This is a genomic window from Streptomyces graminofaciens, assembly GCF_030294945.1.
GTDB classification, from domain to species: Bacteria; Actinomycetota; Actinomycetes; order Streptomycetales; family Streptomycetaceae; genus Streptomyces; species Streptomyces graminofaciens.
Genome location: NZ_AP018448.1, coordinates 3,268,391 through 3,290,120, shown reverse-complemented (window position 1 = coordinate 3,290,120; position 21,730 = coordinate 3,268,391). Strand labels below are relative to the sequence as shown.

Here is a 21,730-nt window from a genome sequence, read left to right as displayed (position 1 = left end):
ACGCCCGACACGGAAGGCCCATCGCCATGGCACACCTCACGAGCCGTAGAGGACTGCTCTTCGGGACCGCCGCCGTCTCGGCCGGCGCCCTCCTCGCCGGTTGCACCAGCAACGAGTCCGACAGTGACGACGCGGCGGCGAACGACCGGCCGGCCGCCGACGACAAGCCCGGCAAGAAGGTCACCATCGGCTTCGCGGGGCCGCAGGCCGACCACGGCTGGCTCAACGCCATCAACGAGAACGCCAAGAGCCGCGCGGGCAGCTACGAGGACGTCACCCTGGAGATCACCGAGGGGTCCAATGACACCGCCCAGCAGATCGGTCAGATCGAGACTCTCATCAACAAGAAGGTCGATGTGCTGGTCGTCCTGCCGGCCGATGGCAAGGCCCTCACCCAGGTCGGCCTGAAGGCGATGCGCGCGGGCATCCCCGTGGTGAATCTGGACCGGATCTTCAACTCCCCGCAGGCGTACCGCTGCTGGATCGGCGGCGACAACTACGGCATGGGCCTCAACGCCGGTCACTACATCGGCGAGCAGCTCAAGGACAAGAAGAACGCCCGGGTCATCGAACTCGCCGGGCTGGACAACCTGGAGCTGACCAAGCAGCGGACCAAGGGCTTCGACGACGCCCTGAAGAACTACCCGAACATCGAGAAGGTGGCACGGCAGGCCGCCGAGTTCACGGTGGAGTCCGGGCAGGCCAAGATGGCCCAGCTCCTCCAGGCCCAGTCGAAGTTCGACGCGCTGTGGAACCACGACGACGACCAGGGCGTGGGCGCGCTGCGCGCCATCGAACAGTCCGGGCGCGACGACTTCCTGATGGTCGGCGGCGCGGGCGCGCTGTCCGCCTTCCAGGCCATCAAGAAGGACGACGGAGTGCTGAAGGCGACCGTCCTCTACCCGCCGACCATGGCGGCCTCCGCGATCGACCTCGCCCGGGCACTCGGCCAGGGCAAGGGAGTGAGCGGCCTCGCCGAGTTCGAGATCCCGTCGTCACTCACGCTCTACTCGGCGGTCGTCGACAAGGCCAACGTCGACCAGTACATGTCCACCGGCTTCAAGTGACGGACCCTGCCGGAGTCCTCCCGGACCGGCCTGACCGAGCTAACCGGTTAAACCGGTTACACCGGGCCGGTCGGGTCGGCCGGGGGACCCGAGGCAGACCCCACTCCACCGCGACCACGAGGAGGACACACGCATGGGACACCCGCAGCAGCCCGACCAGGCCGAGGCGGAGCCGGACACACGAGCCGCGGGGCTCACCGCCGGGGCCGGCAGCGGAGCCGGGGATACCTCTCTTGCCGGAGGCTCGGCGGCCGGGGCCACCGGCGTGGGGAGGGAGGCCCTGGCCGGGGCGTTGGCCGGGGTCGGGGGTGGGGGTTATGACAGGGCTGGAAGTGAGAGCGGCATCGGTGCGGGGGGTGCGGCCGGTGCCGCGGGCTTGGTGGCCGGCGGCCGAGGGCGTGGGGCCCCGGTCGGGGCGGTGGCCGGGGCCAGGGACGGGTTCGATGCCGGGGGAGAGGGCGGGGCTGGGGGCGGGGCGAGGCCTGGCACCGGAGCCGGGATCGTGTCTGCTGCCGAAGGCTCGCCGGCCGAGGCCGAGGGCGGCGTCGGGACCGAGTCCGAAGCTGGGCGGACGCCCGGGGCCACGAGTTCGTCGACCAGGGGCGGGACCGACGCAGGAAGCGGCTCCGGGAGCGCTGCCGAGCCCGGGCCCGAAGCTGGAGGCTCCGTGGCCGGGCTCGACGCGGGAACGGCGCCCAGGACCGTCACCCACCCCGGAATCACACCCACCCCCGCGGGCACCGGCCCCCGGAAACCGCCGCTGCGCGTCGGCATGGTCGGCTACTCCTTCATGGGGGCCGCCCACTCCCAGGGCTGGCGCACCGCGGGCAGGGTCTTCGAGCTGCCGCTCACCCCGGTCCTCGCCGCCGTCTGCGGCCGGGACGGCGAGGCCGTACGTGCCATGGCCGACCGGCACGGCTGGGCGACGACCGAGACCGACTGGCGGGACCTGATCGCCCGGGACGACATCGACCTCGTCGACATCTGCACCCCCGGCGACAGCCACGCCGAGATCGCGCTCGCCGCGCTCGCCGCCGGCAAGCACGTGCTCTGCGAGAAACCCCTCGCCAACACCGTCGAGGAGGCGGAGTCGATGACGGCGGCTGCCGAAGCGGCCCGCGCGCGCGGCCAGTTGGCGATGGTCGGCTTCAACTACCGCCGGGTGCCCGCCACCGCGCTCGCCCGCCGCATGATCGCCGAGGGACGGCTCGGCGCCCTGCGGCACGTACGGGTGACGTACCTTCAGGACTGGCTCGTGGACCCCCGGTTCCCACTGACCTGGCGACTGCGCAAGGAACTGGCCGGATCGGGGGCGCTCGGCGACCTGGGCGCGCATATCGTCGACCTCGCCCAGTACCTGGCCGGGGAGCCGGTCGTCGGGGTGTCGGCGATGACCGAGACCTTCGTACGCGAACGGCCACTGCCCGCCGGGGCGTCGAGCGGCCTCACCTCGTCCGGCTCCACACCCGGGCGGGCGGCCGTCACGGTCGACGACGCGGCCCTGTTCACGGGAAGGTTCGCCTCCGGCGCCCTCGCCTCCTTCGAGGCGACCCGCTTCGCCACCGGCCGCAAGAACTCCCTGCGCATCGAACTCAACGGCGAACGCGGCTCGTTGGCCTTCGACCTGGAGCGCCTCAACGAACTCGCCTACCACGACCACACCGAACCCGGCACCCACGCCGGCTTCCGCCGCATCCTCGTCACCGAACCCGACCACCCCTACCTGGACGCCTGGTGGCCGCCGGGCCACGGCCTCGGCTACGAGCACACCTTCGTCCACCAGGCCCGCGACCTCGTGCACGCGATCGCCGAGCACCGCGAGCCGAAGCCCTCCTTCGCCGACGGACTCCAGGTCCAGCGCGTACTCGCGGCCGTCGAGGAGAGCGCCGAGAAGAACTCCGTCTACACGCCCATCGCGGTCTGAGGAGGCCGAGACAGAATGCCGCGCACCTTCACGCTCTTCACCGGTCAGTGGGCCGACCTGCCCCTCGAAGAAGTCTGCCGCCTCGCCCGCGACTTCGGCTACGACGGACTCGAACTCGCCTGCTGGGGCGACCACTTCGAGGTCGACAAGGCCCTCGCCGACCCCTCGTACCTCGACTCCCGCCACCAACTCCTCGACAAGTACGGCCTGAAGTGCTGGGCGATCTCCAACCACCTGGTCGGCCAGGCCGTCTGCGACGCCATCATCGACGAACGCCACCGGGCCATCCTCCCCGCCCGCATCTGGGCCGACGGCGAGCCCGAGGGCGTACGACAGCGGGCCGCGGCCGAGATCGCCGACACCGCGCGGGCGGCGGCGGCCTTCGGCGTCGACACCGTCATCGGCTTCACCGGCTCCGCCATCTGGCACCTCGTCGCCATGTTCCCGCCCGCCCCCGAGTCGATGATCGAACGCGGCTACGAGGACTTCGCGACCCGCTGGAACCCGATCCTGGACGTCTTCGACGCCGAGGGCGTGCGGTTCGCGCACGAGGTCCACCCGAGCGAGATCGCGTACGACTACTGGACGACCCAGCGCGCGCTGGAGGCGGTCGACCGGCGCCCGGCCTTCGGCCTGAACTTCGACCCGAGTCACTTCGTGTGGCAGGACCTCGACCCCGTCGGCTTCCTGTGGGACTTCCGCGACCGGATCTACCACGTCGACTGCAAGGAGGCCCGCAAACGCCTCGACGGCCGCAACGGCCGCCTCGGCTCCCACCTCCCCTGGGGCGACCCGCGCCGCGGCTGGGACTTCGTCTCCGCAGGCCACGGCGACGTCCCCTGGGAGGACGTCTTCCGCATGCTGCGCTCCATCGGCTACCGGGGCCCCATCTCCGTGGAGTGGGAGGACGCCGGCATGGACCGGCTCCAGGGCGCCCCCGAGGCCCTGACCCGCCTCAAGGCGTACGACTTCGACCCGCCGTCGGCCTCGTTCGACGCGGCGTTCGGCGGCAACGACTAGGGCACAGGGCCCACCCAGCTCTCCCTCTGTCTCCGGGGTGACGGCGCACCCCGGCGTACCGCACACACCCGTACACCTCCGTACGACCGGCCCCTCCCTGGAGGCATTTCGTGCACCCGTACGACGACAACAGACGCCACATAGGCCGAACAGGCCACACCAGCCCCTTCGTACGCCGGAAAGTCCGAGGGACCCTCGCACTGCTGACCGGTCTGCTGCTCGCGGGCGCCTCGCTCGCGCTCACCTCGCCCTCTGCGGGCGCGGCCGAAGCGGCCCCGCAGGCCGCCGCGGCCGAGGACTTCCAGCAGGTCACCCTCGCCAAGGGCGAGCCCGAGGTCGGCGAGCCGATGTCGCTCGCCGTCCTCCCCGACCGCTCGGTGCTCCACACCTCCCGCGACGGCGAACTGCGCCTGACCGACGCGGCGGGCAACACCCGCCTCGCGGGCAAACTCGACGTCTACAGCCACGACGAGGAGGGCCTGCAGGGCATCGGCGTCGACCCCGGCTTCGCCGACAACCGCTTCATCTACCTCTACTACGCGCCGCCACTGAACACCCCGGCCGGCGACGCCCCCGAGACCGGAACCGCCGCCGCCTTCGCGCCCTTCGACGGCGTCAACCGCCTCTCCCGGTTCGTCCTGAAGACCGACGGCACGCTCGACACCGCCAGCGAGAAGAAGATCCTCGACGTCCCCGCCTCCCGGGGCATCTGCTGCCATGTCGGCGGCGACATCGACTTCGACGCGGCGGGCAACCTGTACCTGTCGACCGGCGACGACAGCAACCCGTTCCAGTCCGACGGCTTCACCCCCATCGACGAGCGGGCGAACCGCAACCCCGCCTTCGACGCCCAGCGCACCTCCGGCAACACCAACGACCTGCGCGGCAAGATCCTTCGCATCAAGGTGAACGCCGACGGCTCGTACGCCGTCCCCGACGGCAACCTCTTCGCACCCGGCACGGACAAGACCCGCCCCGAGATCTACGCGATGGGCTTCCGCAACCCGTTCCGCTTCAGCGTCGACAAGAAGACCGGCATCCTCTACGTCGGCGAATACGGCCCCGACGCGGGCGCCGCCAACCCCTCGCGCGGCCCGGCCGGCCAGGTCGAGTTCGCCCGTGTGACCAAGCCCGGCAACTTCGGCTGGCCGTACTGCACCGGCAAGAACGACGCCTACGTCGACTACGACTTCGCCACCGGCACCTCCGGCGCGGCCTTCGACTGCTCGGCCCCGAAGAACACCTCGCCGAACAACACCGGCCTCACCGACCTCCCGCCCGCCCAGCCCGCCTGGATCCCGTACGACGGAGGTTCCCTCCCGGAGTTCGGCGACGGCTCCGAGTCCCCGATGGGCGGCCCGGTCTACCACTACGACGCCTCGCTCGACTCCCCGGTGAAGTTCCCGGAGGCGTACGACGGGGACTTCTTCGCCGGTGAGTTCGGCCGCCGCTGGATCAAGCGGATCGACTCGGACGCGGACGGTACGGTCCAGTCCATCAACGACATCCCCTGGACCGGCACGCAGGTCATGGACATGGCCTTCGGCCCCGACGGCGCGCTGTACGTCCTCGACTACGGCATCTCCTGGTTCGGCGGCGACGAACACTCCGCCCTCTACCGCATCGAGAACGCCACCGACGGCCACTCCCCGGTCGCCCAGGCCACGGCCGACCGTACCTCCGGCCAGGCGAAGCTGAAGGTCCGCTTCTCCTCGGCGGGCTCGACGGACGCGGACGGCGACGCGCTGACGTACAGCTGGGACTTCGGCGACGGCGGTACGTCGACGGCGGCGAACCCGACGCACAAGTACAGGACGAACGGCACCTACACCGCGACCGTGACCGCGAAGGACGCCTCCGGCCGCACCGGCGGCGCCAGCGTGCAGATCGTGGTCGGCAACACCGCACCCGAGGTGACCCTCCAACTCCCGGGCGACGGGGAGCTGTTCAGCTTCGGAGAAGCCATCCCGTTCAAGGTGAAGGTCTCCGACCCCGAGGACGGCAGGCCGATCGACTGCGCGAAGGTCAAGGTCACGTTCATCCTCGGCCACGACAGCCACGGCCACCCGGTGACCTCCGCCAACGGCTGCACCGGCACCATCCAGACCAGCGCCGACGGCGGCCATGACGAGAACGCCAACATCTTCGGGGTCTTCGACGCCGAGTACACGGACGGCGGAGGCGGCGGCCAGGCCCCGCTGACCACCCACGACCAGAACGTGGTCCAGCCCAAGCACCGCCAGGCCGAGCACTACGGCGACTCGTCGGGCATCACCGTCCAGAACAAGGCCACCGCACACGGCGGAAAGACGGTCGGTGACATCTCGGGCGGCGACTGGATCTCCTTCGAGCCGTACGTCCTCTCGAACGCCACGAAGCTCACCGCACGGATCGCCTCGGGCGGCACCGGCGGAAAGCTGGAGGTCCGCGCCGGTTCGGCGACCGGCCGACTGCTCGGCTCCGCGACCGTACCCGTGACCGGAGGCTGGGAGAACTTCCAGGACGTCACCGCGAACCTGTCCCGCGCCCCGCGCGGCACCACCAAGCTCTTCCTGGTCTTCAAGGGCAGCGGCAGCGGCGGTCTGTTCGACGTGGACGACTTCACCTTCACCACGTCCTCGACTGCTTCGAAGTCATCGACGGTTTCGAAGTACTCGACGGCTTCGACGGACTGAGGTGGATGCCATGCGGCCGATGACGAGAACGGGAACGGCTGTCGCGGGTGCCGCCCTGCTGATCGGGTGCGTGTCGGCACCGGCGGCCTCGCAGAGCTCCGGCTCGGGCCCGGATGCCCGGGTGCTGGTCTTCTCCAAGACCGCGGGCTTTCGCCACGACTCGATCCCCGAGGGGATCGCGGCCGTACGGGAGTTGGGAGCCGGCCATGGCTTCGCGGTGGACGCCACCGAGGACGCGGGCGCCTTCACCGCCCGCAACCTCGCCCGCTACGACGCCGTCGTGTTCCTCTCCACGACGGGTGACGTCCTGAACGACACCCAACAGAGCGCGTTCGAGCGGTACATCACGCGGGGCGGCGGCTATGTGGGCGTCCACGCGGCCGCCGACACCGAGTACGACTGGGCCTTCTACGGCGGCCTCGCAGGGGCGTACTTCCAGTCGCACCCGGCGATCCAGCCGGCGACGGTGACCGTGGAGGACCGCTCCCACCCGGCGACCTCCGGCCTGGACGAGTCCTGGACCCGCGTGGACGAGTGGTACAACTACCGCTCCAATCCACGGGAAAAGGTGCACGTCCTCGCCTCCCTCGACGAGTCGTCGTACACCGGCGGCACCATGAACGGCGACCACCCCATCGCCTGGTGCCACGACTACCAAGGCGGCCGCGCCTTCTACACCGGCGTCGGCCACACCAAGGAGTCGTACGCCGAACCCGCCCTCCGGCAGCACCTGCTGGGCGGCATCCGCTGGGCCATCGGCGAGGCCCGGGCCGACTGCCGCCCGGAGAACGGCTACCGACCGCTGTTCGACGGCACCGCCGAGTCCTTGTCGGCGTGGCGCCAGGCAGGGCCGGGCTCCTTCGAACTCGACGGTGACGGGACCCTGACGTCGTCCGGCGGCATGGGCATGCTCTGGTACGCCGCCTCGGAATACCGGTCGTACTCGTTGAAGCTCGACTGGAGAATGGCGAGCGCCTCCGGCGACGACAACTCCGGAGTCTTCGTCGGCTTCCCGCCCTCCGACGACCCGTGGTCGGCCGTGAACAACGGCTACGAGATCCAGATCGACGCCACGGACGTCCCCGAGCGCACCACCGGCTCGGTGTACGGCTTCCGCTCCGCCGACCTCAGGAAACGCGACCGCGCCCTGAACCCGGCGGGGGAGTGGAACACGTACGAGATCCGTGTCGAGGGCGAACGCCTCCGCGTCTGGCTCAACGGCGTGAAGATCAACGACTTCACGAACACGGATCCGGCCCGAAGCCTGCGAGACGGTCACGTCGGCATCCAGAACCACGGCGCCGACGACCGGGTGTCCTTCCGCGACATCCGCATCAAGGAACTGCCCGAGCGATCGGTCGGGACGATGCCCCCGGCTCCGAGTGCCGCCCCGGCTCCGGCTGGGGTCCCGGCTCCGGCTCCGGGCGACTGAACGGCGGCGGGCGGGGACGCCGGACCCCGCCCGCCGTCTCACCCGACGTCTTCCGCAGAGGCCCGTGTACGTCTGCGCGTGCCTGAGTACGTCCGGGCGCATCGATGTACGGCCCTTTATGCCCACTTGCATCCGCTGGTGTCCGTGTGTGACGAGGAGGCTTCCCATGCCCGTGTCCACGTCCGTGCCCCGTTCCGAACCCCGGGTGGGGGTCTGGCTGATCGGAGCGCGTGGTTCCGTCGCCACCACCGTGGTCGCGGGCTGCGCGGCCGTGGCAGCGGGCCTCCACGACCCGACGGGCATGGTCACGGCCACGCCACTCTTCGCCGACACCGGCCTCCCGGAACTGTCCTCACTGGTCTTCGGCGGCCACGACACGGTCGACTGCCCCCTGCCCAAACGGGCGGAAGCCCTCGCGGCAGGAGGCGTCCTCCCGCACGGTCTGCCGGCGGCGGTGGCGTCCGAACTGGCGGCAGCGGACCGGGAGATCAGGCCAGGCGGTCCCCTGCCCGGCGACACGAGGCACCCGGACGAGTTGATCGCCTCCTTCACGACCGACATCCAGGACTTCGTACGACGACGGGGCCTGACCCGGGCCGTGGTGGTGAACGTGGCCTCGACGGAACCCGGGCCCACCGGCACCGCCCTCCCGCCGAGCTCCCTGTACGCGGCAGCCGCCCTCCGAGCGGGCTGCCCCTACGCCAACTTCACCCCCTCGACAGGCCTGAACCACCCGGCACTGGCCCCGCTCGCCTCCGCATCAGGCCTCCCGTACGCGGGCCGCGACGGCAAAACGGGCCAGACCCTTCTGCGCTCGGTCCTGGGCCCGATGTTCGCCCAGCGGGCGCTGACCGTCCGGGCCTGGTCCGGCACGAACCTGCTGGGCGGTGGCGACGGCGCGGCCCTCGCCGACCCGGCCGCCGCCGCGGCCAAGAACGCCGGCAAGGAACGCGTCCTCACCGACACCCTGGGCACCACCCCCGAGGGCGAGACCCACATCGACGACGTCCCCGCCCTCGGCGACTGGAAGACCGCCTGGGACCACATCTCCTTCGAGGGCTTCCTAGGCACCCGCATGACCCTCCAGACCACCTGGCAGGGCTGCGACTCCGCCCTCGCCGCCCCCTTGATCCTCGACCTCACCCGCCTTCTCACCCGCGCCCACGAGGCAGGCGCCACGGGTCCCCTGCCCGAACTGGGCTTCTATTTCAAGGACCCTGCCGGCGACGGCCCGTCGTCCTTGGGGGAGCAGTACGCGGCACTGGCGGGGCTCGCGGAGCGATTGCGGGAGCGGGAGCCGGGTCGGCCGGGGGAGGGGCGGTGAGCCGGGGCCAGGGCCCGGGTCGGGCGTGGCGCCATGGCTGGGACCGGGGTCGGAGCTCAGGACCGGCGGGTGGGCGCGACTGGGACTGCGACTACGACGGGAATCGGAGTCGGCGCCGGGACCGGAGCCTGAGTCGGGACCGGAGGCCAGGCTGGGTGTGGGGCCGCAACCGGGGCCGGCACCGGAGCTCGGACCCGACACGTGGACGTGGCTGGGACTGGGACTGGGACTGGAGCCCAGCCCAAGGCCCGGACGCGAGGTGGCACGGAGGTCTGGCCGCAGGACGAGACCACCGACACCGCAGCCGGGGTGAGGGACTCGACGGCCGTCGACAACCTCGACGAGGCGGCCCGGCCCCCGCGCGGGCCGGAGACCGGTGCCGGCGCTGGGCCCGCATGGAGCGAGACGGCGGCCTGAGCAGGGCCCCGGCCCGCCCGGGCCAGGTCGGCTGCCGGGACCGATGCCCGCGCGGCAGCACCCGCAGCGCGTGCCCCAACCCGCTCCCCACCCCTCCACCCTCGCCCACCCAGATCCTCGGCGGCAGGAAGGCGCGCACCTCATGAACACACGCCCGCCCCTTCCGACGAACGCCGATGGATCCTGTGGATCCACGCAACTCCCGCCCCCAGCAGCCAAGTCGCCCCACTCGTGGACTCGGAGCACCACCCCACAGGCGCCCCCGAGGACAACACGCCTGTCCTTCGGCTACGGCACCAACGGCCTCACCGACCTCCGTCTCGACGACGCCCTCGCCCTCCTCGCCGACCTCGGCTACGACGGCGTCGGCCTGACCCTCGACCACATGCACCTCGACCCACTTGCCCCGGACCTCGTGACCCGGACCCGGCGTCTCGCCCGGCGGCTGGCCACGCTCGGCCTGACCGCAACCGTGGAGACAGGCGCCCGCTACGTACTCGACCCGCGCCGCAAGCACGGCCCCACCCTCCTGGACACCGACCCCGACGACAGGGCCCGCCGAGCCGACCTGCTCGTCCGCGCGGTACGGGTCGCCGCCGACCTGGGCGCCCACGCCGTGCACTGCTTCAGCGGAGTCACCCCACCCGGCACGGACGAGGCCACCGCCTGGAAACGGCTCCCCGACGCGCTCACCCCGGTCCTGGAGGCCGCCACCACCGCCGGCATCCCCCTCGCCGTCGAACCCGAGCCCGGCCATCTGCTCGCCACGCTCACCGACTTCCACCGCCTCCGCGAGTCCCTGGACAGCCCGGCCGCGCTGGGCCTCACCCTCGACATCGGCCACTGCCAGTGCCTCGAACCCCTCCCTCCCGCCGACTGCGTACGCGCCGCCGCCCCTTGGCTGCGCCACGTCCAGATCGAGGACATGCGCCGAGGCGTCCATGAACACCTGCCGCTGGGCGACGGCGAGATCGACTTCCCACCCGTACTCGAAGCCCTCTCCGACATCGGCTACCAGGCCCTGACAGTCGTCGAACTACCCCGCCACTCCCACGCCGGCCCCCACTACGCCGAACAGTCCCTCTCCTTCCTGCACGCCCCGCCCTACCACCCCGCTCCCATCCCCGCCCGTGCTCCCGGCCCAGAAGCCTCTCTCAAAGCCGACGCCCGCCCTACCCGTCCCGCCGACCGGGGGCCTGCTCCCATGCCCGCCCCTGCTCCCGGCCCAGCGGCCTCTCGCAAGGCGGACGCCCGCCCCGCCGACCGGGGCCCCGCCCCTGCCCCCACCCCCACCCCCGAGCCGGCCCTCCCCGACCACCCCCACACCCCACCCAGCCCGACCCACCCGGACGGCCCCCGCGACACCACCACCGCCCGCCCCGAACGGGAGCACAAAGTGACCCACCCCCGCACCTCGGCCACCCCGGCGGCCCAGCCGACCCGCTCCGCGCACCCCCAGCCGCCCCACTCCGCGCACCCCCACCCGTCCCTGGCCACCCCCGCCGAGCTACGCAGCCACCTCACCCCCCGGCTCACCGGCGCAGCCCGCTCATGGCTGAATCGAGCCCTCGGTGACGCCGCCGCGCATCCAGGAAGCCACGGCCCCATCTCCGTCTGGGAGTTGCGCCTCGCCGAGGCGGGCCGACGCTGTGGTGCGGAGCACGCCGACGCCGTCCGCGTCCTGATACTGGACGCGGCCCGCGCCGACACGGACGCGCTCACCCGGGTCTACCGCCAGGGCACCGCCGCCGAACGCCGCGCCGTCCTGCACGCCCTGCCCCACCTCGTACCCGGCCCCGACGCGCTGCCGCTCGTCGAGGACGCCCTACGCACCAACGACACCCGCCTCGTCGCCGCAGCCCTCGGCCCGTACGCCGCCCGCCACCTGGCCCCGCACAGCTGGCGGCACGCCGTCCTCAAGTGCCTCTTCACCGGCGTGCCCGTCGACGAGATCACCGATCTGCCCCGCCGCGCCCGGGCCGACGCCGAACTGGCCCGCATGCTCGGCGACTACGCCGAGGAACGCACCGCCGCGGGCCGTCCCGTACCCGAGGACCTGTACCGCGTCCTGACCCTGACCGCGCCCCCGCCCGTCGACGACAGCGGTCTCGACGGCAAGGAGTCCTGATGCGCATCTTCGACCCCCACATCCACATGACGTCACGCACCACCGACGACTACGAGGCGATGCAAGAGGCGGGCGTCCGCGCGGTCGTCGAACCGGCCTTCTGGCTGGGCCAGCCCCGAACCTCCCCCGCCTCGTTCTTCGACTACTTCGACTCCCTCCTCGGTTGGGAACCCTTCCGCGCCGCCCAGTACGGCATCGCCCACCACTGCACCCTCGCACTGAACCCCAAGGAGGCGAACGACCCGCGCTGCACCCCCGTTCTCGACCAGCTGCCCCGCTATCTGGTCAAGGACCACGTCGTGGCCGTCGGTGAGATCGGCTACGACTCCATGACACCGGCCGAGGACCGCGCCCTCGAACACCAGCTGCAACTCGCCGCCGACCACGGCCTCCCCGCCCTGGTGCACACCCCGCACCGCGACAAGCTCACCGGCCTGCGCCGCACCCTCGACGCAGTACGGGCCTCCGAACTCCCCACCGAGCGTGTGCTGGTGGACCACCTCAACGAGACCACCGTCAAGGAGGCCAAGGACAGCGGCTGCTGGCTCGGCTTCTCCGTCTATCCGGACACCAAGATGGACGAGGAGCGGATGGTCGCCGTCATCAAGGAGTTCGGCCCCGAGAAGGTGCTGGTCAACTCCGCCGCCGACTGGGGCAGAAGCGATCCCCTCAAGACCCGCAAGGTCGGTGACGCCCTGCTCGCCGCAGGGTTCGACGAGGACGACGTCGATCTGCTGCTGTGGGCCAACCCGGTCGCCTTCTACGAGCTCAGCGGCCGCCTCGCCCTCGACGTCACCCCGACCGGCGCCGTCCACGAGGGCAACAGCATCCTGCGCGGCGGGGAGTGACAGATGCGGTTTCGCCACCCCGACGGCAGTACCGTCCACCTCGCCTACTGCACCAACGTCCACCCGGCCGAGACCCTCGACGGAGTCCTCGCCCAACTGCGCGACCACTGCGAACCCGTGCGCCGACGCCTCGGCCGCGACCGGCTCGGCATCGGCCTGTGGCTTGCCCGCGACGCCGCCCACACCCTGGCCACCGACCCCTCCGCCCTGCGCGGCCTGCGCACCGAACTCGACCGGCGCGGCCTCGAAGTGGTCACCCTCAACGGCTTCCCGTACCAGGGCTTCGGCGCCGAGGAGGTCAAGTACCGCGTCTACCGGCCAGACTGGGCCGACCCCGAACGCCTCGAGCACACCACCTCCCTCGCCCGCGTCCTCGCCCAGCTCCTCCCCGACGACGTCACCGAGGGCAGCATCTCCACCCTCCCCCTGGCCTGGCGGACGGCCTACGACGACACCCGCGCCGCCCGGGCCCGCACGGCACTGCGCACCCTCGGCGAACGCCTCGACGCCCTCGCCGAACTGACCGGCCGCTCCCTGCGCGTCGGCCTCGAACCCGAACCGGGCTGCACCGTCGAGACCACCGCCGACGCCATCGGCCCTCTCACCGCCATCGACCACGACCGCATCGGCATCTGCGTCGACACCTGTCACCTCGCCACCTCCTTCGAAGATGCGCACACCGCCCTGCAGGCGCTCGCCCAGGCCCGTGTCCCCATCGTGAAATCCCAGCTCTCCGCCGCCCTGCACGCCGAACACCCCCACCTCCCCGACGTCCGCGAAGCCCTCGCCGCCTTCGACGAGCCCCGCTTCCTGCACCAGACCCGCACAGCCACCGCCGCCGGCCTGCGCGGCACCGACGACCTCGGCGAAGCCCTCAAGAGCGATGCCCTCCCCGACGCCTCACCGTGGCGATCCCACTTCCACGTTCCGCTGCACGCGGCCCCCGCCGCGCCCCTCACCTCCACGCTCCCCGTACTGAAGGACGCCCTGACCCACCTTGTCGGCGGCGCCCACCCGCTCACCCGCCATCTGGAGGTCGAGACCTACACCTGGCAGGCCCTCCCACCCGCACTGCGCCCCCGCGGCCGCACCCAGCTCGCCGACGGCATCGCCGCCGAACTCACCCTCGCCCGCGACCTGCTGACGCACCTCGGCCTCAAGGAACTGCCATGACCATGACCCGACAACGAGCCTCCACGCCCCGGCACACAGCCGCCTCGCCCCGACCGGCCGACACCCCGGCCAGCAGGCACCTGTCATGACCGGCCAAGCCCCAGCAGGGCCCACCCCCCTCCTCGTCCTGGACGTCGTCGGCCTCACCCCCCGTCTCCTCGACCACATGCCCCACCTCAAGGCCCTCGGCCAGTCCGGCTCCCTCGCCGCTCTCGGCACCGTCCTGCCCGCCGTCACCTGCGCCGCACAGTCCACCTTCCTCACCGGCGCGCTCCCCGCCGAGCACGGCATCGTCGGCAACGGCTGGTACTTCCGCGAACTCGGCGACGTACTGCTGTGGCGCCAGCACAACGGCCTCGTCGCCGGAGACGAACTGTGGGACGCCGCCCGCCGCGCCCACCCCGGCTACACGGTCGCCAATATCTGCTGGTGGTACGCCATGGGCGCCGACACCGACATCACCGTCACCCCCCGCCCGATCTACTACTCCGACGGCCGCAAGGAACCCGACTGCTACACCCGGCCCCCGGCCCTGCACGACGAACTCACCGCGAAACTAGGCACGTTCCCCCTCTTCCACTTCTGGGGGCCGGGCGCCGACCTCGTCTCCAGCCGCTGGATCATCGACGCGACCCGCCACATCATCCGCACCCGCCACCCCGACCTGGCCCTGTGCTACCTCCCTCACCTCGACTACGACCTGCAGCGCCACGGCCCCGACGACCCGCGCTCCCTGAAGGCGGCCACCGATCTGGACGCCGCGCTCGCCCCGCTGCTCGACGACGCCCGCGCCGAGGGCCGTACCGTCGTCGCACTCTCCGAGTACGGCATCACCCGGGTGAACCGACCCGTCGACATCAACCGCGCCCTGCGCCGCGCCGGCCTGCTCGAAGTGCACACGCAGGACGGCATGGAGTACCTCGACCCGATGGCCTCACAGGCCTTCGCGGTCGCCGACCACCAGATCGCCCATGTCTACGTACGCAGGCCGGAGGACCTGGAAGCGACCAGGGCGGCGCTCACGGACCTCCCCGGCATCGAGCAACTCCTCGACGGCGAGGGCAAGAAGGCCCACCATCTCGACCATCCGCGCTCCGGCGAACTCGTCGCCGTCGCGGAGCCGGACGCCTGGTTCACGTACTACTACTGGCTCGACGACGCCCGCGCGCCCGACTTCGCGCGACTCGTCGAGATCCACCGCAAACCCGGCTACGACCCGGTCGAGCTGTTCATGGACCCGCTCGATCCGTACGTGAAACTCAAGGCGGCCACGGCACTGGCCCGCAAGAAACTCGGCATGCGCTACCGCATGGCGGTCGTGCCTCTGGACCCCGCGCCTATTCGCGGCAGCCACGGCCGCCTGCCCATGAGCGACGACGACGGTCCGCTCATCATCTGCTCCACCCCCCGCGCTGTCGGCGACCGCCTCGCGGCCACCGATGTGAAAGCACTACTGCTCCAACTGGCCGGTCTCGACCGACCGGAGCCGTCGGGCACGCATGGCCCGCCGGTCCCACCCGACCTGTCTGTTCCGACTGGTCACAAGTGAAGCACTCGACACTGACAACGCCCTTCGATCCCGAGGAGTTCCAGGCATGAGCCGCATCGACCGCACGGATCCCGAACTCACCCACCGCCTCAGCAGAAGAGGCATGCTCGGCGTGGCCGCGGGCGCCACCGCCGCCGCACTGCTCGGTACAGCCACCGGCACCGCACAGGCCGCCACCGCCACAGCCACCGCCGCCGGGACCTCGACCGCCGGCCGGGGCCGCCCCGTCCTCCCGCCCGGCCGACTCGGCATCCAGCTCTACAGCCTCCGCGACAAGGTCTCCACCCTCGGCTTCGCGCCCGTCTTCGCCGAGCTGGAGAAGTACGGCTACGACGAGGTCGAGTTCGCCGGCTACACCCAGGGATCAGCGGGCCCCATCAGCCTCGCCCAGCTCAAGCGCCTGGCCCGCAACCACGGCCTCACCCCGATAGGCAGCCACGTCGGCTACTACGCCGCCGACCCGAACGCGTACACCTTCGCGCAGAACCTCACCAAGGTCCTCGACGACGCCCAGGCTCTCGGCCTCAAGCACATCGGCACCGCAGCCGGACCCTTCCGCTACGGCACCACCGTCGACGCGATGAAACGGGCCGCCGAGGAGTTCAACACCTACGGCGCGGCGGCCAGGGCACGCGGCATGAAGTTCTACCAGCACAACCACTCCGAGGAGTTCTCCTTCGCCACCGACAACCCCAGGGTCCGCCTCTACGACGTGCTGCTCCGCGAGACCGACCCGAACCTCGTCTACCTGGAGATGGACATCTTCTGGGCGTACGTCGCCCAGTTCCGCTTCTCGAAGCGGCCCGACGGCACATCTGCGCCGTTCGAGCCCCTCGACTACGTCCTCAGGCGCCCGGACCGCTACCCGCTCTTCCATGTGAAGGACGGCGAGAGCGATCCGTCGAACCCGTACGGCTACCGCATGGTGGACGTCGGCGACGGGGACATCGACTACAAGAAGTTCATCTCCGCCGTGACGAGCCTCAGGGGCCACCGCCTCGCCCACCACTGGCAGGCCGAACACGACAACCCCACCGAGTCCTTCACCTTCGCCCGCCGCTCCAGCGAGCACCTGCACTCCCTGCGGGAGAAGTGCTGACCCCACACGCGGACCTGGCAGCAGGCGGCCTCCCCGTGGTGCGAGACCACAGGGCGGCCGCCTGCTGCCGTGTGCGAGAGCGTCAGGCCATTTCCTCACCCAGCGGCTGCGGGTTGGCGACCACCCGCCGCGCACTCGGCTTGTTCGGCGATTTCAGGAACAGCGCGAGCACCGCCGACCCCAGACCGATGCACCCGGCCAGGACGAACGCGCCCTCGTAGTCCCACGCGCTCACCACGACCTTGCCCACCCCTGCGCCCACAAGACCCGAGATGAGCTTCGAGCTGTAGACCATGCCGTAGTTGGAGGCGTTGTTGTTCTCTCCGAAGTAGTCCGCCGTCATCGCCGCGAACAACGGGAAGATCGCGCCGCCGCCGAAGCCGGAGACCATGGAGCAGAACAGGAAGAACGGCATACTGCCCATCTGGCCGGAGACCAGCACACCGAACTGGGCGGTGCCCAGCACGAGACACACGATGATCAGCGTGTTGCGGCGCCCGAACCTGTCCGAGATCCAGCCGATGACACCGCGGCCCGTGCCGTTGACGATGGCCTTCAGGGACATCGCCGTGGCGACGATCCCCCCGGCGAAGCCCATGTCCTTGCCGAACGGCACCTGGAAGGCGATGCCGAAGATGTTGATCCCGGCCGTGCACAGCAGACAGAACCACATCATCCACAGGACGGGCGTACGAGCGGCCTCCCTGGGTGTGTACTGCTTCATCGCCGGGGGGTTCTTCTCCAGGGCCCGCCGGATCTTCGGGTCGTCGGTGACCCTCAACGGGTCGACGTGCGGCGGCCACCAGTTCTTCGGCGGGTCCTTGAAGAACCAGCCCGCGAACGCCACGACCGAGCAGCAGATGAGGCCCACCATCACCAGCACGCCCTGGTAGTTGCTCAGATCCATGTACGAGGTGAACAGGAACACGAAGGGCACCGAGCCGTAGGCGAAACCGCCGTTGACCATGCCGGTCTTGCCGCCCTTGCGTTCCGGATACCACTTGCCGACCATGTTCACGCAGGTCGCGTAGACGAGACCGGCACCGATGCCGCTGAACATGCCGAAGCCGATGTAGGCCACGATCACATGCGGCGCGAACGCGAGCGACAGATAGCCGCAGACGGTGCCGACCGCGCCGAGCATCATCGCGTACCGCGCGGGCAGCTTCCCGCTCTCGCGCAGCTGCCCGGCCGGGAAGGCGACGGCGGCCTGGAAGAACACCCAGACACCCATCAGCCAGAAGATGTGCCCACTGTTCCACAGGTGGGCCTCGTGCAGCGTGTCCTCGGCGGATGTGAACGCGTACTCCGAGGAACTGATGCCCAGCATCCCCATCCAGGGGAAGAGCACCATGGTCCAGCGGGGTCGCCCCATGATGTCCCGGTCGGTCTCCCCGATCCGGTACAGGCGGCCGTTGCGGTCCGTCACCTCCCTGTAGGGGACGGACGTCGTGAGGTCGGTGGTTGTCATGTCGCGAAGCACCCCTTGCGTCGAAAGCTCTGGCCAGCGCCCCCTGTCCAATGCCTTTCGTGTGCGCACGGGTCCCGGGGCGGGCCGACGCGCACCGTCGGCCCACCCCCGCACTCGGTCACCTCATGAACCGCCCCCCAACATCCCGCCCGTCTCCCGCCACCGCCCTACCGGAGGGTCTTCGGCCCGCAGCTTTGCTGCCGCCCGAGCCCACCGATACTTGGCGCCCAGCACGGCCACCGGCTTCTCGGTCGTGTACGGGTACGCCACGACCCCCCGCTCGAAGAGGTACTGACAGGCCTCCTCGACCTCGACATCGCCCGCGAGAGACGCCACCACGGGCTTCTCGATGCCGCGCTCCCGGAACTCGGCCACCACGCGCGCGGTGAGCTCGGCGAACACCATGGGAGGCGTGACGATCGTGTGCCAGTAGCCCAGCACGAGCGCGTGGATCCGCGGGTCCTCGAGCCCCAGCCGGATCGTCGCCTCGTACGTCGACGGCGGCTCGCCCCCGGTGATGTCCACCGGGTTGCCCGCGGCCCCGAAGGGTGGGATGAACCTCCTGAAGGACGCGTCCAGGTCCGCCGGGATCTCCATCAGGGACAGCCCGTTGTCCGTCACCGCGTCCGACAGCAGTACGCCACTGCCGCCGGCCCCGGTGATGATCACGACGTTGTCGCCCTGCGGAGCCGGAAGCACCGGCAACGCGCGCGCGTATTCCAGCATTTCGTTCAGCCCGGGCGCCCTGATGACACCGGCCTGCTTCAGGATGTCGTCGTACACGGCGTCGTCGCCCGCCAGCGCACCCGTGTGCGAGCCCGCCGCCTTCGCCCCGGCCGCAGTACGGCCCGCCTTGAGGACCACGACCGGCTTCTTCGGGACGGTCGCCCGGGCCGCCTCCACGAAGGCACGCCCGTCCTTGAGGTCCTCCAGGTGCATCGCGATGCACTCGGTGTGCGGGTCCTCGCCGAACCAGGTCAGCAGGTCGTCCTCGTCCAGGTCCGACTTGTTGCCGAGCCCGACGATCGCCGACACACCCGTCTTCGTGGTGCGTGCGAAGCCCAGGACGGCCATGCCGATGCCGCCGGACTGCGAGGTCAGCGCGACACCGCCCTTCACGTCGTACGGCGTGCAGAACGTGGCGCACAGGTCCTGCCACGTCGAGTAGTAGCCGTAGATGTTAGGCCCGAGCAGCCGGATGCCGTGCCGCTCGGCGATCGCCACGATCTCTTCCTGGAGCGCGTGCTCCCCGGTCTCCGCGAACCCCGACGGGATCAGTACGGCGTTGGGGATGCCCTTGCGACCCACCTCCTCCAGCGCCGCTGCCACGAACTTCGCGGGGATCGCGAAGACCGCCACATCCACCTCTCCGGGAACGTCCGTGACACTCTTGTACGCCTTGCGGCCCAGAATGTCATCGGCCTTGGGGTTCACCGGATGGATCTCGCCCGCGAAACCGCCGTCGATGAGGTTCCGCATCACCGAGTTGCCGATCTTGCCCTGCTCGTTGGAGGCCCCGATCACGGCCACCGAGGAGGGCTGCATCAGGCGGCGCATGGAGGTGAGGATCTCCTCGCGCGTGTATGTGCGCCGTGGCTTCGGCACCGACTCCGCGAGGATCACCCGGATGTCCGCCGCGACCGCGCCCTCCGGAGTGGCGATCACCGGGTTGAGGTCCACCTCCGCGATCTCCGGGAAGTCCGCGACGAGTTCGGAGACCCGGCGGATCTGCTCGGCGATCGCCCACCGGTCCACGGCCGCGGCGCCGCGCACCCCGTGCAGGATTTCCGCCGCGCGGATCGAGTCCAGCATGGAGAGCGCCTCGTCCGCGTCGACCGGCGCGAGCCGGAACGTCACGTCCTTGAGGACCTCCACCAGCACCCCGCCGAGGCCGAAGGCGACGACCTTCCCGAACGTCGGGTCCGTCACCGCGCCGACGATGACCTCCTGCCCCTTCGGCAGCAACTCCTGCACCTGGACGCCGTCTATCCGGGCATCAGGCGCGTACGCGCGCGCGTTGTCGACGATCTGGTGGAACGCGGCCCGTACGTCGGCCGCGCCCTCCACCCCGACGATCACCCCGCCCGCGTCGGTCTTGTGCAGGATGTCCGGCGAGACGATCTTCATCACCACCGGCCCGCCGAACCGCGCCGCGAACGCCACGGCCTCGTCGACGTCCCGCGCCAACTCCTCACCGGGTACGGCGATCCCGTACGCGTCGGCGATCACCTTGCCCTCGGGAGCGGTCAGCGCGCTTCGGCCCTCGGCCCGCACGGTGTCGAGGAGTGCGCGCACCCTCAGCACCCGGTCTTCGGCCATCAATCAGATCACCCCGTTCGACTTCAGCAGGCGTAGCTCCTCGTCGCCGAGGCCCAGCTCGCCGACATACACCTCTTCGTTGTGCTCGCCGAGCAGCGGCGAACTGGTCACGTCCACGGGGGAGTCGGAGAGCTTCAGCGGGCTGCCCACGGTCACGAACTCGCCGCGCTCGGGGTGCGGCACGGTGACGACCATCTCGTTGGCGACCAGCGAGGCGTCCTCGACGATCTCCTTGGTGGAGAGGATCGGCCCGCACGGGATGTTGTGGGCGTTGAGCTTCTCCAGCACCTCCCACTTGGGGAGCGTGGACGACCACTCCTCGATCAGCTGGAACATCTTGCCGAGCTTGGGCAGGCGTGCCTCGGGCGTCGCCCACTCGGGGTCGGCCGCCAGTTCGGGCCGGCCGATGAGCTCGCTGAGCGGCTGCCAGCCGACGGGCTGCACGATGACGTAGACGTAGTCGTTCGGGCCGCCAGGCGCGCACTTGACCGCCCAGCCGGGCTGGCCGCCCCCGGACGCGTTTCCCGAACGGGGAACTTCGACGCCGAAGTCGTCGTTCGGATATTCACGGAGCGGCCCATGTGCCAGGCGCTGCTGGTCCCTCAGCTTCACCCGACAGAGGTTGAGGACCGCGTGCTGCATGGCCACGTTGACCCGCTGCCCGCGCCCGGTGTGCTCCCGCTGGAACAGAGCGGCGAGTATCCCCGCGACGGCGTGCACACCCGTCCCCGAGTCCCCGATCTGGGCTCCCGTCGCCAGCGGCGGCCCGTCCTCGAAACCGGTGGTCGACATCGACCCGCCCATGGCCTGCGCGACGACCTCGTACGCCTTGAAGTTGGTGTACGGGCCCTCGCCGAACCCCTTGATGGAGGCATAGACGATACGCGGATTGATCTCCTGGATGCGGTCCCAGGTGAAGCCCATGCGGTCGACCGCGCCGGGTCCGAAGTTCTCGACCATGACGTCGGAGCGCCGGATCAGCTCGGTGAGGATCTCCTTGCCGCGCTCGGTCTTGGTGTTGAGGGTGATGCTCCGCTTGTTGCAGTTGAGCATCGTGAAGTAGAGGGAGTCGACGTCCGGGAGGTCGCGCAGCTGCTTGCGTGTGATGTCCCCGCTCGGCGCCTCCAGCTTCACCACGTCCGCGCCGAGCCACGCCAGCAGCTGGGTGGCGGAGGGACCGGACTGGACGTGCGTCATGTCGAGGACACGGATGCCCGCGAGCGCCTTGCCGGGCGGCGAGGGCTGGGCGGTGGCGTCTGTCGTGGCGGTCTCGGTGGTCACCGG

General features: G+C 70.7%; 13 protein-coding genes and 2 pseudogenes. 12 read left to right on the top strand and 3 right to left on the bottom strand.

Annotated elements, in window-relative coordinates:
• Positions 1-26 precede the first annotated feature (26 nt).
• From SGFS_RS14140 to SGFS_RS14085, 12 genes and pseudogenes are all read left to right on the top strand, one after another.
• Positions 27-1,067 (top strand): substrate-binding domain-containing protein, encoded by a 1,041-nt coding sequence (locus SGFS_RS14140; RefSeq protein WP_286250386.1) that lies wholly within the window; start codon positions 27-29, stop codon positions 1,065-1,067.
• A 772-nt stretch (positions 1,068-1,839) separates the two neighbouring features.
• A complete protein-coding gene (locus SGFS_RS14135) occupies positions 1,840-2,991 on the top strand; it encodes a Gfo/Idh/MocA family protein (protein ID WP_286259923.1) in 1,152 nt (383 codons plus the stop codon).
• Positions 2,992-3,006: 15 nt separating this feature from the next.
• The gene (locus SGFS_RS14130) at positions 3,007-4,011 is read left to right on the top strand and encodes a sugar phosphate isomerase/epimerase family protein (RefSeq protein WP_286250385.1); all 1,005 of its coding nucleotides are present in this window, start codon (positions 3,007-3,009) and stop codon (positions 4,009-4,011) included.
• Between the two features lie 140 nt (positions 4,012-4,151).
• Positions 4,152-6,686, top strand: a complete 2,535-nt coding sequence (locus tag SGFS_RS14125; protein WP_286259921.1) for a PQQ-dependent sugar dehydrogenase — start codon at positions 4,152-4,154, stop codon at positions 6,684-6,686.
• 19 nt (positions 6,687-6,705) lie between these two features.
• On the top strand, positions 6,706-8,118 hold the full coding sequence (locus SGFS_RS14120) for a ThuA domain-containing protein (RefSeq protein WP_434027026.1): 1,413 nt from the start codon (positions 6,706-6,708) through the stop codon (positions 8,116-8,118).
• Between the two features lie 166 nt (positions 8,119-8,284).
• Positions 8,285-9,442 (top strand): inositol-3-phosphate synthase, encoded by a 1,158-nt coding sequence (locus SGFS_RS14115; RefSeq protein ID WP_286250383.1) that lies wholly within the window; start codon positions 8,285-8,287, stop codon positions 9,440-9,442.
• A gap of 559 nt (positions 9,443-10,001) precedes the next feature.
• Positions 10,002-10,952: pseudogene (locus SGFS_RS14110) on the top strand (sugar phosphate isomerase/epimerase family protein); the annotation flags it as partial.
• A gap of 111 nt (positions 10,953-11,063) precedes the next feature.
• Entirely contained in the window at positions 11,064-11,987 is a 924-nt protein-coding gene (locus SGFS_RS14105) for an EboA domain-containing protein (protein ID WP_286259919.1), read from the top strand.
• Positions 11,987-12,835 (top strand): TatD family hydrolase, encoded by an 849-nt coding sequence (locus SGFS_RS14100; protein WP_286250382.1) that lies wholly within the window; start codon positions 11,987-11,989, stop codon positions 12,833-12,835. Before SGFS_RS14105 ends, SGFS_RS14100 begins: the two co-directional genes overlap by 1 nt.
• 3 nt (positions 12,836-12,838) lie before the next feature.
• Complete coding sequence (gene eboE, locus SGFS_RS14095) at positions 12,839-14,008, top strand: metabolite traffic protein EboE (protein WP_286250381.1); 1,170 nt, start codon at positions 12,839-12,841, stop codon at positions 14,006-14,008.
• 85 nt (positions 14,009-14,093) lie between these two features.
• Positions 14,094-15,482 (top strand): annotated as a pseudogene (locus SGFS_RS14090) (alkaline phosphatase family protein); the annotation flags it as partial.
• Positions 15,483-15,603: 121 nt separating this feature from the next.
• The gene (locus SGFS_RS14085; RefSeq protein ID WP_286250377.1) at positions 15,604-16,656 is read left to right on the top strand and encodes a sugar phosphate isomerase/epimerase family protein; all 1,053 of its coding nucleotides are present in this window, start codon (positions 15,604-15,606) and stop codon (positions 16,654-16,656) included.
• An 82-nt stretch (positions 16,657-16,738) separates the two neighbouring features.
• Here SGFS_RS14085 and SGFS_RS14080 read toward each other — a convergent pair whose 3' ends face one another.
• From SGFS_RS14080 to frc, 3 genes are all read right to left on the bottom strand, one after another.
• Positions 16,739-18,127: an OFA family MFS transporter gene (locus SGFS_RS14080; protein ID WP_286250375.1), complete on the bottom strand. Its 1,389-nt coding sequence runs from the start codon at positions 18,125-18,127 to the stop codon at positions 16,739-16,741.
• Between the two features lie 123 nt (positions 18,128-18,250).
• Positions 18,251-20,446, bottom strand: coding sequence for an acetate--CoA ligase family protein (locus SGFS_RS14075; RefSeq protein WP_286250374.1), 2,196 nt, complete (start codon positions 20,444-20,446; stop codon positions 18,251-18,253).
• 3 nt (positions 20,447-20,449) lie between these two features.
• The gene (frc, locus tag SGFS_RS14070; RefSeq protein ID WP_286250373.1) at positions 20,450-21,727 is read right to left on the bottom strand and encodes a formyl-CoA transferase; all 1,278 of its coding nucleotides are present in this window, start codon (positions 21,725-21,727) and stop codon (positions 20,450-20,452) included.
• Positions 21,728-21,730: the final 3 nt, after the last annotated feature.

Bases quoted from the DNA above. Each gene is read 5' to 3' on its own strand.
- SGFS_RS14140 (WP_286250386.1), top strand. From the start codon at position 27: ATGGCACACCTCACGAGCCGTAGAGGACTGCTCTTCGGGACCGCCGCC.
- SGFS_RS14085 (WP_286250377.1), top strand. From the start codon at position 15,604: ATGAGCCGCATCGACCGCACGGATCCCGAACTCACCCACCGCCTCAGC.
- SGFS_RS14080 (WP_286250375.1), bottom strand. From the start codon at position 18,127: ATGACAACCACCGACCTCACGACGTCCGTCCCCTACAGGGAGGTGACG.
- SGFS_RS14075 (WP_286250374.1), bottom strand. From the start codon at position 20,446: ATGGCCGAAGACCGGGTGCTGAGGGTGCGCGCACTCCTCGACACCGTG.
- SGFS_RS14115 (WP_286250383.1), top strand. From the start codon at position 8,285: ATGCCCGTGTCCACGTCCGTGCCCCGTTCCGAACCCCGGGTGGGGGTC.
- SGFS_RS14100 (WP_286250382.1), top strand. From the start codon at position 11,987: ATGCGCATCTTCGACCCCCACATCCACATGACGTCACGCACCACCGAC.
- SGFS_RS14130 (WP_286250385.1), top strand. From the start codon at position 3,007: ATGCCGCGCACCTTCACGCTCTTCACCGGTCAGTGGGCCGACCTGCCC.
- SGFS_RS14135 (WP_286259923.1), top strand. From the start codon at position 1,840: ATGGTCGGCTACTCCTTCATGGGGGCCGCCCACTCCCAGGGCTGGCGC.
- SGFS_RS14105 (WP_286259919.1), top strand. From the start codon at position 11,064: ATGCCCGCCCCTGCTCCCGGCCCAGCGGCCTCTCGCAAGGCGGACGCC.
- eboE (WP_286250381.1), top strand. From the start codon at position 12,839: ATGCGGTTTCGCCACCCCGACGGCAGTACCGTCCACCTCGCCTACTGC.
- SGFS_RS14120 (WP_434027026.1), top strand. From the start codon at position 6,706: ATGACGAGAACGGGAACGGCTGTCGCGGGTGCCGCCCTGCTGATCGGG.